12 protein-coding genes and 1 pseudogene are annotated in these 13,220 nt (G+C 67.7%); 5 read left to right on the top strand and 8 right to left on the bottom strand.

Annotated features, from left to right (window positions below; all coding sequences use genetic code 11):
* Nucleotides 1–70: 70 nt before the first annotated feature.
* Nucleotides 71–247, bottom strand: coding sequence for a type III secretion system chaperone (locus BN948_RS26850; protein WP_138820337.1), 177 nt, complete (start codon nucleotides 245–247; stop codon nucleotides 71–73).
* Between the two features lie 308 nt (nucleotides 248–555).
* Between BN948_RS26850 and BN948_RS24645 the strand changes: the two genes are divergently transcribed.
* Both BN948_RS24645 and BN948_RS24640 read left to right on the top strand, forming a co-directional pair.
* Nucleotides 556–1,989 (top strand): protein kinase domain-containing protein, encoded by a 1,434-nt coding sequence (locus BN948_RS24645; protein ID WP_035624554.1) that lies wholly within the window; start codon nucleotides 556–558, stop codon nucleotides 1,987–1,989.
* 50 nt (nucleotides 1,990–2,039) lie between these two features.
* On the top strand, nucleotides 2,040–2,510 hold the full coding sequence (locus BN948_RS24640; RefSeq protein ID WP_009516328.1) for a type III secretion system chaperone: 471 nt from the start codon (nucleotides 2,040–2,042) through the stop codon (nucleotides 2,508–2,510).
* 14 nt (nucleotides 2,511–2,524) lie between these two features.
* Here the strand turns inward: BN948_RS24640 and mltB are convergent, their stop codons facing one another.
* From mltB to BN948_RS24620, 4 genes are read right to left on the bottom strand one after another with little or no spacing between them, the layout of a single operon-like run.
* On the bottom strand, nucleotides 2,525–3,604 hold the full coding sequence (mltB, locus tag BN948_RS24635; RefSeq protein WP_009516329.1) for a lytic murein transglycosylase B: 1,080 nt from the start codon (nucleotides 3,602–3,604) through the stop codon (nucleotides 2,525–2,527).
* Between the two features lie 14 nt (nucleotides 3,605–3,618).
* Entirely contained in the window at nucleotides 3,619–5,664 is a 2,046-nt protein-coding gene (locus BN948_RS24630) for a transglutaminase TgpA family protein (protein ID WP_009516330.1), read from the bottom strand.
* The gene (locus BN948_RS24625) at nucleotides 5,658–6,638 is read right to left on the bottom strand and encodes a DUF58 domain-containing protein (RefSeq protein ID WP_009516331.1); all 981 of its coding nucleotides are present in this window, start codon (nucleotides 6,636–6,638) and stop codon (nucleotides 5,658–5,660) included. The genes BN948_RS24630 and BN948_RS24625 overlap by 7 nt, the downstream gene beginning before the upstream one ends.
* A complete protein-coding gene (locus BN948_RS24620; RefSeq protein ID WP_035624551.1) occupies nucleotides 6,639–7,559 on the bottom strand; it encodes an AAA family ATPase in 921 nt (306 codons plus the stop codon).
* 42 nt (nucleotides 7,560–7,601) lie between these two features.
* On the opposite strand from BN948_RS24620, the gene BN948_RS24615 reads away from it, so the two are divergent.
* A complete protein-coding gene (locus BN948_RS24615) occupies nucleotides 7,602–8,555 on the top strand; it encodes a histone deacetylase family protein (protein ID WP_009516333.1) in 954 nt (317 codons plus the stop codon).
* Between the two features lie 36 nt (nucleotides 8,556–8,591).
* Nucleotides 8,592–9,905 carry a mechanosensitive ion channel family protein gene (locus tag BN948_RS24610; RefSeq protein WP_009516334.1) on the top strand — a complete coding sequence of 438 codons (1,314 nt, stop codon included), beginning with the start codon at nucleotides 8,592–8,594 and terminating at the stop codon, nucleotides 9,903–9,905.
* Here the strand turns inward: BN948_RS24610 and BN948_RS24605 are convergent.
* The 3 genes from BN948_RS24605 to BN948_RS24595 form a co-directional block, all read right to left on the bottom strand.
* A complete protein-coding gene (locus tag BN948_RS24605) occupies nucleotides 9,892–11,187 on the bottom strand; it encodes a TRAP transporter large permease (protein ID WP_009516335.1) in 1,296 nt (431 codons plus the stop codon). The genes BN948_RS24610 and BN948_RS24605 overlap by 14 nt on opposite strands.
* Nucleotides 11,184–11,693 (bottom strand): TRAP transporter small permease, encoded by a 510-nt coding sequence (locus BN948_RS24600; RefSeq protein WP_009516336.1) that lies wholly within the window; start codon nucleotides 11,691–11,693, stop codon nucleotides 11,184–11,186. The genes BN948_RS24605 and BN948_RS24600 overlap by 4 nt, the downstream gene beginning before the upstream one ends.
* An 81-nt stretch (nucleotides 11,694–11,774) precedes the next feature.
* The gene (locus BN948_RS24595; protein ID WP_009516337.1) at nucleotides 11,775–12,779 is read right to left on the bottom strand and encodes a TRAP transporter substrate-binding protein; all 1,005 of its coding nucleotides are present in this window, start codon (nucleotides 12,777–12,779) and stop codon (nucleotides 11,775–11,777) included.
* A 334-nt stretch (nucleotides 12,780–13,113) separates the two neighbouring features.
* On the opposite strand from BN948_RS24595, the pseudogene BN948_RS26845 reads away from it, so the two are divergent.
* Nucleotides 13,114–13,220, top strand: a pseudogene (locus tag BN948_RS26845) (electron transfer flavoprotein subunit beta/FixA family protein); the annotation flags it as partial.

Genomic DNA, 13,220 nt, shown 5'->3' with positions numbered 1-13,220 from the left:
GTAGCCCGGCTACACCCCAACAGGTGGGGTCAATATTGGATGGAAAACCGGGGTCAGGATTGCGTTGAAATCAACACACGGGGCCGAGCGTGCAATACACGTGCAGCAAGTGGTTGCTGCGGCTGGCCTCGAAGTTCACGTCGATGGTGTCGTCGACACGCAGCCGGGCGCAGCCTTGGTCGTCCAGCCTGAGGTCGGGTGCTTCCAGGGCTGTGGCAATGGCCTGGATGACTTCGTCGGTGTTCATGGGGGATCTCCACAGTGACAGGGACGGTGGTGCGGTGGGCCGCAAGCGGTGGTTTTCACCGGCGTGCTTCGGTGGCGCCACAGCCGTGGCGCGTTCCTTGCGCAACGGCCGTCGGTCAAGGGAACGAAGGCGTTCGGCGATCTGGCCGACGGCACGGTCTGGGTCAGACGTTCTAGGGCCTCTGTTGCCAGGTTCTGACGCAACCATCACGTGGGTGGAGGCACTCAAGCCACGTTGTCGCGAAGCCTGGCGCCTCCACGGGAGACGGCCCTGCCGCGCTGGCTCGCGCATGAACCGGGTTCAAGGACATGGGTATCAAAGTTGACATTCGAAATGGTTCGTTCGGCCAACTGCAGCAGCTCATCCAGGAGGGTGGGCGCATCCGTTCGAAGAAGGACGGTGGCGAATTCGTCGTGTACGCGACGCCGAAGCGCAGTTCCAATCGGTTGAACCGCTTGCTCGACCACTGCACGGGCAATACCAGCACCAAGCGTCAACACGTGCTGCAGTCCATGCAGGCGATCTGCGCCCGTCATGGGATCGACTTCGCGCAGGAGATGCGCAACTGCGGCATGTCCCCATACGATCTGAACAAGGTGTTGGCGGGCAAGGGCGATCTGAAGGGGGAGCACCTGAAAAAGGCGCTGGCCCACTTCGTGGAGATCGGCAACAAGATGTTCACCATCGACCTGGACAAGCCGCTTGGCACGGGTGCCAACGCCGAGGTGTTCCAGGCGCACCATGGGGACGAACGCATCGCGGTAAGAAGGATGCTCTCTCCCAACGACGGCTTGAGGCGGGAGGTCACGACACATTCGCTGGCCGCGCGAAAGTCCGTGGGCGATGAGCGCTCTCTTGTCCTGCCAACCCATGGCGAGGTCGTCTTGGCGGGCGATGGAACGTGCTACCAGGCCATGAGCCTCGCCTTGGGAAGCGGCGAAGGGTCGATCCGACGGAACAGAAAGGCAGACACCGTGGCCGTGCTGTTCTCGCGCAAGCAGAATGAACCCCTGACGCCGCCACAGATCCAGCGAATCAAGGAGAACCGCAGGCCATTGCAGCAGGGGTTCCTGGACCGACAGGCGCGCGATCCCGCCGTGAGGGTCACGGTCGGCGACTGGAGCGAGGCCGTGGAACGGGTGGGGCGTCGCGGGCTTGCGCATCGCGATATCAAGCCGGAGAACTTTCTGCTCGGCGCTGATGGCCGCTATCAGATCAGCGACTTCGGCACGGCGGGCGCGGAGAACTCGCTGTTTCAATCGACCGCGGGGGGCAAAAACTTCGAACTGACGGGCAACGCCAACGACTACGCAAAGTCGCCGGAGTGGCTGAGAAATGAAGCTGGCGATTCCATTGCCCGTTTTGCCGTTGGGACGAAGGACGACAGCTTTTCACTGGGTGTCGCGACTTGGCAGCTTCTGAGCGGTGGGCGCTTTCCCTTCGATGGCACCGACGCGCAACCCGACAAGGCCTTGAACGGTTATGCGTACATGCAGAACGTTCTGGCCTATGCAGACTCCGGTCAGTCGTTTTCGGACTGGTACGAGTCACGCCACCCCGGGCTGCGGATCCCGCAGGAGTGGAGGGCGTACCTTGACGCCAGCCTGCATGCCGATCCGGATCAGCGCGCCAGCGCGGAGCAACTGCGTGATCTGGTTCCGCGCTTTGACCAGCAGGCGGAGGTCGACGAAGCTGCGGTGCGCCAGACGATGCTCGAGAAGGCCCGCCGGGGCCGGACGTAAGGCGCCGACGATCTCGGGGTGCGCGTCTTTTGGCCGTTCAACGTCTGCCCATGATCGAGATTCCCACGCACATCACGGCGCTGTTCGAGGACCTGGGGCCCCGAACCGACGCCATCGACGTAATCGCTTTCGACGCTGAGGCTGCCGCCTGGCGCGTGGTCTTCGACGACGATGCGGAGCTGCTGGTCGAGTGGGACGCCGAGTGCACTCGTCTGATGGTCCAGGCGTCGCTGGGCAGGCCGTCCGAAATGGGCGTGCTTCGAGCCTACGAAGCCGCACTCGCCTACAACGCGGTGTGGCGCGAGAACGGCAACGCGCGCGTCGGCCGGGTGGACAACGACGGCGAACTGGCACTGATGTTCGAAGTGCCCGCCACGGAGTTGGCCGTTGATACGCTTCAGTTGGCGCTGTTGAGCGTCAAATCGGTGGCGCATGCGTGGACTCGATGGATCGCCAACGCCGGTGGGCACGACGAGGTTCCGTCCCCGGCAGGTGCCCCAGTGCCGTTGCAACGGGTCTGAGGGAGCAGTTCGTCTCAGGGAGGCGTGAGCGAGCGCTTCACCGCCTCCCCCAACTCGATCACCGCCAACGCGTAGTAGCTGCTCCAGTTGTAGCGCGTCACCACGTAGAAGTTCTCGGTGCCGGCCACGTAGCTGGACGGCGCGCCCGCGTTCTCCAGCTCCACCAGTGCGAACTTGCCGGTGTGCTGCAGCGCCGCGCCTTCGAGCACCGCGCCCTTGGCCTGAAAGTCCGCCACGCCGAAGCTGGGCAGGATGTCGGGCGCCAGCAGGGTGTCCAGGTCGAGCGTGGCCGGATCGAAGCGCACCGGGAAGTGCGTGGGCATGCCGCTCTGCCAGCCAAAGGCCTTGAAGTAATTGGCCACCGAGCCGATCACGTCGGCCGGGCTGTCGAACAGATCGACCTTGCCGTCGGCGTCGAAGTCGATGGCGTAGCGTGCCCAACTGCTGGGCATGAACTGCGGCAGACCCATGGCGCCCGCGAAGCTGCCCAGCAGGCTGTGCGGGTCGGTGCCGTTGCGCTGGCACAGGCTCAGCAACTGCTCCAGCTCGTCGCGGAAGAAGGCGGTGCGCGCGGCGGCGCGCGGGTGGCTGGCGGGGAAGTCGAAGGCGAGCGTGGTGATCGCGTCCAGCACCTTGTGCGTGCCGGTGTGGCGGCCGTAGAGCGTTTCCACGCCGATCACGCCGACGATGAGCGAGGCCGGCACGCCGAACTCGGCCTCGGCGCGTGCGAGTGTCTCGCGGTTGTCCTGCCAGAAGCGTTGGCCCGCGGCGATGCGGGTGGGCTCGATGAAGCGTGCGCGGTAGGCGGCCCAGTTCTTGGGCACGCCACGTGGCGGCGGTGTGACGCCGCGAATGGCGGCCTCCAGCCGCTGCGCCTGGCCGATCTGCGCGCGAACCCAGGCGGGGTCGAGCTGGCGGCGCGTGGCCAGGTCGTCGGCGAAGGCCATGGCGGCGGGGTGGTCGCCGTAGAAAAAGGCTGGACGCGCCTCAGGGCGCCGGATGGGTCGCTGCTTGGCAGGGGGCTGGGCCTGGGCGAAGGCGGCGGGAAGGGTCAGGGTGGCCAGGGCGGCCAGGGTGATCGATCGGCGTTGCATTGCGTGCAATTGGATCACGTGGCGCGGCGGGCGGGCCAGGCCAGCCGGCGAAATTCCTGTTTCAGTTGGGGCAGGGTGGTGCCGCTGTCGCGTGCGTAGCGCTGGGCTTCGAGGCGCAGCAGCCAATCGGCCAAGGCCCGCGTGGCTGGGCTGTCACCCAGTTGCACTGTCGCCCGCCGGGCCAGTTCGCGTGGTGGTGTGTGTTCTTCCGAGGCGATGCCCAGGCGGGCGAGCCGCTGGCGCGCGCGGCGCAGCAGACGCAGCCAGGGGTCGTGCTGCTGGCGTTCCCACAGCGTCCACAAGGCGCCCAGCAGGCTCACCACGATGACCACGCCGAGCAGCACAGTGGCCAGGTCCTGCCAGCTCGGTGACGCAAAGCCCAACGCGCGCAGCAGGTCGAGCTGGCGGCCCTGGGTGTAGTCCAGCACCCACTGATTCCACACGTTGTTGATGGCTTCCCAGGTGGCGCGCAGTTGCGCGATGAGCGTGGGGTTGAAGTTGTCGATGGCCCCCGCGAAACCGGTGGCGGGCGCCCGCAGGCGCTGGAGCGAGCCGACCCGGCCGGGGAAGACCGCGCCGGTCGGGTCCACCCGCACCCAGCCCTCTCCCTGGAGCCAGACCTCCGTCCAGGCGTGGGCGTCGCGCTGGCGCACGGTCCAGAAGCCGTCGACGCCATTGACCTCGCCGCCCTGGTAGCCCGTGACCACACGCGCCGGGATGTCCATGGCGCGCATGAGCACGGCGAAGCCGCTGGCGATGTGCTCGCAGAAGCCGGCCTTGCGATCGAACCAGAATTCGTCGGCGGTGTGCCGGCCATAGGCGCCGGGCTCCAGCGTGTAGGTGTAGCCGCCTGTGCGCAGGCGGTCGAGCGCGGCGTTCACCAGCGCGGGGGCGGCGGCCGGCCCGGGGCCGTGCTGACGCCGCAGCTCCTGTGCGAGTTGCAGCGTGCGCGGGTTGAAGCCCGGGGGCAGTTGCACGTAGTCCTGCAGGCCGATCTCCGCTTGCAGCGGGCCATGGCCGAAGTCGAGGTGGCTGCTCGCCCGGTAGCGCACCAGGCTGTTGATGGACCGCTGTGCGATCCACTGCAGCTCCTCGGTCATGCGCACGCGGTTCTCGCCGGGCAGTGTGGGCGCGGTGGTGGCGGCTTCGAGCACGAAGACCCAGGGGCGGCGGTTGGGCTCCAGCGTGACCTCGTAGCCCACGGGTTCGCCGCGCGGGCGCAAGTCGGCCGACAGGCGCCGCTCGCGCGCAAAGCCCGATTCGAGCGGGCGCCATTCCTGCCCGTCGAAGCCGCCGAAGACCGGGCCGCGGAAGTAGAGCAGGCCAGCGGGCGGTGGTCGCCCGCCGTCGAAGCGCACGCGCAGCGCGATGCTGTCGTCCAGCGCGAGTTGGGCGATTTCGCCCACGCGCATCTCGTCGGACAGGCCGCTGCGGCCGGCGGGGTCGTTGTTCGGTACGCCCCACAGCGGCGCCATGCGCGGGAACAGCAGAAACAGCACCAGCATGATGGGCGCGCCCAACAGCGCCATGCCCGCCGCGATGCGCGCGGCCTGGGCGAGCGGTGGCTGGCCCACCGGCATGTGCGCGTTCACCAGCGCCGTCAGCAGGCCCAGCAGCGCGATCAGGATGCCCGCCGCCGTGAGCAGCGACTGCGAGTAGAAGAAGTGCGTGAGCAGTGTGAAGAAGGCCAGGAAGAACACCACGAAGGCGTCGCGCCGCGCGCGCAGTTCCAGCGTCTTGAGCGCCAGCAGCACCACCACGAGCGTGACGCCGGCCTGCTGGCCGAGCAGGGTGCCGTGGCTGGCGAAGGTGGCGGCCAGGGTGACGAGCAGCAGCCCCAGGCGCCAGGGCCAGCGGGGCAGGGGGGCGGTGCGCAGAGCCAACCGGGCGCGCCAGGCCAGCACGCCGGCCGTGAGCACCGTGGTCCACCAGGGGATGTGCGCGGCCTGCAAGGCCACCACCCAGGCGATGACGGCGAGCACGAACAGGGTGTCGCGCGTCTCGCGGGGCAGCGCGCGCGCGACCCCGGTGGCGCGGTTCGGGCGCAGGGCGTTCAGCACAGCGCGAGCGCCTCCAAGCACTGGTTGCGGTGCACTGGCCCCTGGTCTGGCGCGATCTCGCGGCCCGGCAGGCGCAGGCCGTAGTCGAGTTCGAGCCGGTCGGCCATCAGCACCCAGGCGGTCAGGCGCGACACACGCCCCTCCAGGCCCGCGCCGCCGCACTGGTTCAAGTCCAGCCAGAGTTCCTGGCGCTGGCTGGACAACGCGTCGCGGCTCACGAGGTCGTCGCGACCGCCCGCGAAGGCCTGGGCCGCCTTCTTCCAGACCACGGCCTTCATCGGGTCACCGCGGCGGTAGGCGCGCACGCCGTCGTATTCGCCCGTGGCCTGGACGCGCGCACTGCCGGCACCACCCGATTGAGGTTCGCCGGGCGGCAGGGGCGGGGGCTGCTCTTCGGGCGTGGGATAGACGAGGGCGCTGGCGGCCGGGCGCCACACGGTCCACACGCGGAAGGTGCCCAGCGGAAACAGTGTCTGGGCGGTGAGCGCGGGAAGCGCATGCAAGCCGCGCGCAGGCGGTTGCCAGGCCACTTGCAACTCGGCGCTGCCTTGAGCCGGCACGTCGGCCCAGGCCAGCGCGGGGGCGCCGACGTCGGGGATCACGCCCAGGCCGATGCCGTGGCGCACGCGCCGCCGCTCGCTGGCCAGGCGCACCTCCAGCACCACCGCCTGGTGCGCGTGCACCGGCTCGGGCGGGTGCAGGTGCAGCGTGAGCCCGCGCAGATTGTTGTGGCACACGTGCATGCCCACCAGCGCGCTGCCCGCCAGCAGAAAGGTGAGCAGGTAGCCCAGGTTGAGCTGGTAGTTGATGCTGGCCACCAGCAGCAGCATCAGCGTGAAGGCCAGCATCCAGCCCGGGCGGGTGGGCAGGATGTACACGTTGCGCTGGGTGAGCGTGAGCGTGTCCGTGCGCTTGAGCCGGTTGTGGAACCAATGGCGCGCGCGCGCCTTGACGTTGCGCCAGGCAGAGCTCATCTAGGGCAGGGGGATGGCGTCCAGCATCGCGCGCACCTGCTCCAGCGGCCCGCGCCCGGCGTCGCGCACGGGGATCAGCCGGTGCGCCGTGGTCTGCGGCAGGATGGCGGCGATGTCGTCGGGTGCCACGTAGTCGCGCCCCTGCAGGTAGGCCTGCGCCTTGGCCGCGCGCACCACCGCCAGCGCCGCGCGCGGCGACAGGCCCTGCAGGAACCAGCGGCCGCTGCGCGTGGCGTTGACCAGATCCTGCAGGTAGTCGAGCACCGGCTCGGCGGTGTGCACCTCGCTCACCGCGCGCTGCAGCCGGGCCAGGTCGTCGGGCGTGAGGGCCGGCGGCAGGGCGTCGATGAGCTCGCGCCTGTCCTGGCCGCGCAGCAGCTCGCGCTCGGCCGCGCGGTCGGGGTAGCCCAGCGACAGGCGCATGTGGAAGCGGTCAAGCTGCGACTCGGGCAGGGCGTAGGTGCCGAGCTGGTCGTGCGGGTTCTGCGTGGCGATGACGAAGAAAGGCGCGGGCAGGGCGCGTGTCTCGCCTTCCACCGTCACCTGCTTTTCCTCCATGGCCTCCAGCAGCGCGCTCTGCGTCTTGGGGCTGGCGCGGTTGATCTCGTCGGCCAGCAGCACCTGGGCGAACACCGGGCCGGGGTGGAAGACGAAGGCCTCGCGCCCGCGTTCGTAGATGGACACGCCGATGAGGTCGGTGGGCATCAGGTCGGCCGTGAACTGAACCCGCGCGAACTGCAGGCCGAAGCTGCGCGCCAGGGCGTGCGCCAGGGTGGTCTTGCCCACGCCGGGCACGTCCTCGATGAGCAGGTGCCCGCCCGCGAGCAGGCAGGCCACGCAGTCGCTCACCTGCTGCGGCTTGCCGACGATCACCGTGTTAAGCTGGCTCAGCAGGTGCCGGATCTTCGAATCTTGTTGCATCTGGGCTTGCATATTGGCCGCGATTCTCACCGCAGATCAGAGATGGCCCACGCCACCGGTTATTTCACGCACAAGGCATGCTGGCAGCACGAGATGGGCGCCGGCCACCCCGAATGCCCCGAACGGCTCGATGCGATCGAGGACCGGCTGCTGCTGACCGGCCTGGACGCCGCGCTCGAGCGCCGCGAGGCCACGCCCGCCGCGCTGGCCGACCTCGAACTCGCGCACGACCGCCTGCACCTGGCCGCGCTGCGCGGCCTGGCCGACACCCTCAAGGACGACATCGCCGCCGGCGGCCCGAAGTACGCGCAGGTCGACCCCGACACCGCCATGAACGTGCACAGCTGGGAGGCCATCCTGCTGGCCTCGGGCGCGGCCATCGACGCCACCGATGCCGTGATGGCGGGTGAGCTGCGCAACGCCTTCTGCGCGGTGCGCCCGCCCGGCCACCACGCCATGCGCCGCCAGGCCATGGGCTTCTGCTTCGTCAACAATGTGGCGGTGGCGGCGAAGTACGCGCTGGAGCGGCACGGTCTCCAGCGCGTGGCCATCATCGATTTCGACGTGCACCACGGCAACGGCACCGAGGACATCGTCGCGGGCGACGAGCGCATCCTCATGTGCAGCTTCTACCAGCACCCTTTCTACCCGGCCTGCGAGCATTCCACCGCGGCCAACCTCGTCAACCTGCCCGTGCCGGCCTATACGCGCGGCATGGAAATCCGCGAGCTGGCCGAGACCTACTGGATGCCGCGACTGGACGCGCACCGGCCGCAGCTCGTGTTCGTGAGCGCGGGCTTCGACGCGCACCGCGAAGACGACATGGCGCAGCTCGGTCTGGTGGAGAACGACTACGCCTGGCTGACCGAGCGCATCAAGGACGTGGCCGAGCGCCACGCCCAGGGCCGCATCGTGAGCTGCCTGGAAGGTGGCTACGCGCTGGACGCGCTGGCGCGCAGCGTCGAGGCGCACCTGCGCGTGCTCGCGGGCGTCTGACTTGTTGCCGACATCTTTCTGTCACCTGTTTCAACGATGAACCCTTCATCCGCTTCGCCGCGCCCGGTCGACGACTTGTCCGCCTGGTTGCAAGGCTTCCTGCAGCCGGCCGCATTGGCCGAACTGGCCACGCTGGCGGCCGTGGCGCTGTTGGCCTGGCTGCTGGTGGCCGGCCTGCGCCGCGCCCTCGCCATGCAGAACGCCCACCAGTCGGTGCTGTTCGGACGGCGCATCGTCGATGGCGCCCTGTTCCCCATCGTGCTGCTGGTGCTGGGCTTCGTGGCGCGCGGCCTGTTGGTGCGCTTCGTGCCGCTGGCGGTGTTCCATGTCGCCATTCCGGTGCTGGTGTCGCTGGCGGTCATTCGTCTGGGTGTGAAGGTTCTGCAGGTGGCCTTCGACGACAGTCCCTGGGTGAAGGTGCTGGAGCGCACCATCTCCTGGGTCGCCTGGCTCGGCATGGTGCTCTGGGTCAGCGGGCTGCTGCCGGTGATGCTGGCAGAGGCCGAAGACATCCGCTGGAAGGTGGGCGCCACTACGTTGAGCCTGCGCACCCTTATCGAGGGCCTCGTCACCGCGTCCGCGGTGCTGATCATCACCTTGTGGATCTCATCGGCCATCGAGTCGCGGCTGCTGCGCAGCAGCGTCGGCAGCGACCGCTCCCTGCGCAAGGCGGTGAGCAATGCCACGCGCGCGCTGTTGATGTTCGTCGGCCTGATCATCGCGCTCTCGGCCGTGGGCATCGACCTCACCGCGCTGTCCGTGCTGGGCGGCGCGGTGGGCGTGGGCATCGGTCTGGGCCTGCAGAAGCTCGCGTCCAACTACGTCAGCGGTTTCGTCATCCTGGCCGAGCGCAGCATGCGCATCGGCGACAACGTGCGCGTGGACAACTTCGAGGGCCGCATCACCGACATCAACGCCCGCTACACGCTGATCCGCAACCTCAGCGGGCGCGAGTCCATCGTGCCCAACGAGATGCTCATCACCAACCGGGTGGAAAACCTGTCGCTGGCCGATCCCAACGTCTGGCAGTCGACGGTGGTGTCGGTGGCCTACGACAGCGACGTGGAACTGGTGACGCGGCTGCTGCTGGAGGCCGCTACCGCGCAGCCGCGCGTGCTCAAGAGCCCGGGGCCGTCGGTGGCCTTGTCCAACTTCGGTGCGGACGGCCTGGAGTTCACGCTCGGCTACTGGATCGGTGACCCGGAGAACGGGCAACTCGCGCTTCGCTCGGCCATCAACCTGGCCATCCTGTCGTCGCTGCGCGCCAACGGCATCGAGATTCCCTTCCCGCAGCGCGTGGTGCACGTGCTGCGCGAGGGCGATGGCCTGGCGGCCGCTAGCGGTTCATGAAGCCCGGCAACCAGAGCGCGATGACCGGGAAGGCGATGAGGATGCCCAGGCGCACCACGTCGGCGAAGACGAAGGGCCACACGCCGCGGTAGATCGTCATCAGCTTCACCTGCGGCAGCAGGGAATTGATGACGAAGAGGTTCAGGCCCACCGGCGGCGAGATCATGCCGATCTCCACGATGGTGACGATGAGGATGCCGAACCACACCGGGTCGAAGCCCAGGCCCATGATCACCGGGAAGAACACCGGAATGGTGAGCAGCACGATGGCCAGTTCCTCCATCACCATGCCCAGCACCAGGTAGATGCCCATCATCACGACCACCACCATGATCGGCTCGGGACTGAACTGCAGGACGAAGTCGCGCAGGTCGGCGGGCATGGAGGTGAAGTTGATGAAGTTGGTGAACACCATCGCCGCGATGAGGATGGTGAACAGCATGGCCGTGGTGCGAGAACTCTCGATCAGCACCTCCAGCAGCAGGCGCGGCGTGAGAGTGCGCCGCGCCAATGCGAAGAAGAACGCGCCGGCCGCGCCCACGCCCGCACCTTCGGTGGCGGTGAAGACGCCGCCGTAGATGCCGCCGATCACCAGTGCGAACAGCAGCGCCACACCCCAGATGCCCCGGATGGCGGCCAGACGCTGGCGCCAGGTGAAGCGCTCGGCGGGCGGGCCGGCCGCGGGATCGCGCCAGGTGACGAACACCACCGCAAGGCACAGACAGGCGATCGCCACGATGCCCGGCAGGATGCCCGCGATGAAGAGCTTGCCGATGTCCGTCTCGGTGATGATCCCGTAGATGACCAGGATGGTGGACGGCGGGATCAGGATGCCCAGCGTGCCTCCCGAGGCGATGGCGCCGGTCGCCAGGGACTCCTTGTAGCCATGCGCCTTCATCTCCGGAAAGGCCACGCGCGTCATGGTGGCGGCGGTGGCGATGGAGGAGCCGCAAATGGAGCCGAAGCCGCCCGAGGCAATGATGCTGGCCATGGCCAGGCCGCCCGGGCGGTGGCCCACGAAGGCGTTGGCGGCGTTGAACAGCTCGCGCGCCATGCCCGCGCGGGCCACGAAGTTGCCCATCAGCACGAACAGCGGAATGACCGACAACACATAAGCAAAGCCGGTCTCGAAGATCACCTGGCTGGCGCTGGCCAGTGCCGGCTGCCAGCCACGCAGCAGACCCATGCCCACGAAACCGGCCGTTGCCATCGCCACGGCCAGTGGCACGCGCAGGAAGGCCATCGCAAAGACCCCCAGGAAGCCCAGCAGCGCGGCGGTCATGCGGCGTCTCCGGTCTGGGCGGCACCGTGAAAGGCCGGTTCGGGCGGGCGCACGAACACGAACACCAAATGCACCAGCGCGGTGATCAGCAGGAAGGCCGCCATCACCCAGGCCACCGGCGCCATGGGCAACTGCAGGTGGACGGTGATGTCGCCGTACTCCGAGAACCTGTCGGCGCGCATCACCATCAGGCGCGCCATCCACGCGAACACGACGGCGCAGAACAGGTGCACCACGCGTTGCTGGGTGCGGTGCAGCCAGCTCGGAACGAAGGCATCGAGCGAGTCGAAGACGACATGCTCACCCCGCCAGGACACCAGCGGCAGCGCACCGAAGATCACGATCACCATGAGGATCTCGGTGACTTCCAGGCCACCGGGCACCGAGTGATTGAAGAACTTGCGGCCCGTCACGTCGACCAGCGTGAGCAGCATGATGGTGAACAGTGCCATCGCGGCCATGAGGCCGGTCGACCAGCGCAGCGCGCGATTCAGGAAGGTGAGCATGTCGGGGGATGCGGTCAAAGCAACGGCGGGCAGTCGGGGTGGCGACTGCCCGCCGAGCGGGTGGGGATCAGGCTTGCGCCCTTACTTGATCTTCTTGATCTCGGCGCGGAACTCGGCGAGCACGGCCTTCGGATCCTTCAGGCCCTTGGCCGAGGCCGCGGCGGCCCACTTGTCTTCCAGTTCGGCCTGCTTGGCGGCCACAGCCTTGATGAAGGACTCGTCGGCCTGCACGCGCGCCACGCCCTGCTGCTTTTGCAGTTCGCGGCTCGCGGCGTCCACCTTGTCCCAGCCTTCGCCGAACAGGCGGGCCGCGAACTCACCCGACAGCTTGTCCACCACCGCCTTGTCCTGCGCGGACAGGGCGTTGTACTTGGCCGGGTTCATCATGAACACGAAGCTGGTGTTGTAGAGCCCGCCGGGGAAGGTGGTGGCGTGCTTGATCATGTTCAGCTTGAACGAAGCCACTGACTCGTCGGGAAAGAAGGTGCCGTCCATCACGCCGGTGGACAGCAGCTCGAATGAATCCGGCGCGGGCTTGAGGGTGGTGTTGAAGCCCATGAGCTTGGACAGCTCGTTGATGTTGCCGCCGCCGATGCGGAACTTGAGTTTGGTGGCGTCGTCCACCGTTTTCACCGGCTGCTTGCTGTTGAAGATGATGCCGGGGCCGTGCGTGAACACGCCCAGCACCTTCACGCCGCGGTGTTCACCCAGCGGCGCGAAGTACTTGGTGTAGATGTGCTGATAGGCCACCGACGTGGGCACGGCGCTGTCGCCGAGGAAGGGGAATTCGGCCACCTGCGTGTTGATGAATCGGCCCGGCGTGTAGCCGTCCACCGTGTAGGAAATGTCGGCCAGGCCGTCGCGCACGGCGTCGAAGGTGCCCGGTGCCGCGGCCACGCCCTTGGGCAGGATGTTGCACTTCATGCGCCCGCTGCTTTCCTTCTCCAGCGCATCGCACCAGTTCTTCTGGGCCACGCTCAGGGTGTGCGTGGGGGGCACCCAGGACGAGACGGAGAAAACGGTTTGCGCCGAGGCCGCGCCGGCACTCAGGAGGGCGGCGGTGGCCAGGAAGGGAATCAGCTTCATGCGGGGGCTCCAACGACGGGGTGGCGGGGCGCGCCGGTGATTACTCAACATAAGCAATGAGGCGCGAATTCACTATAGGTGAACGCTTTGCGCAGCGCCCTCCAGACTTACCCGAGTTCACCGACCAAGCGGTCGGGAAAATGACGCCGGGACGACATCCCGCCGCGAGTCGGGGTCTTGCAGGTACTCCTGGGGGGATCGATATAATTCTGAAAAAGCACGACCGTTCGATTTTCTGCGTGTCGCTGGGGGCGCGCTCCCCACACCCCTACAATGCCCAATTGACGTGCACGTCAATTGCACCCCGAACCACAACTCACAGGAGCAGCTCAGCATGAAGGTTCTCGTCCCCGTCAAACGCGTGGTCGACTACAACGTCAAAGTCCGCGTGAAGAGCGATGGCAGCGGCGTCGACATCGCCAACGTGAAGATGTCGATGAA

The organism is Hydrogenophaga intermedia (assembly GCF_000723405.1).
Lineage (GTDB): Bacteria > Pseudomonadota > Gammaproteobacteria > Burkholderiales > Burkholderiaceae_C > Hydrogenophaga > Hydrogenophaga intermedia.
The sequence above is the reverse complement of the archived record's forward strand: the minus strand, read 5'-3'. Positions and strand labels throughout refer to the sequence as shown.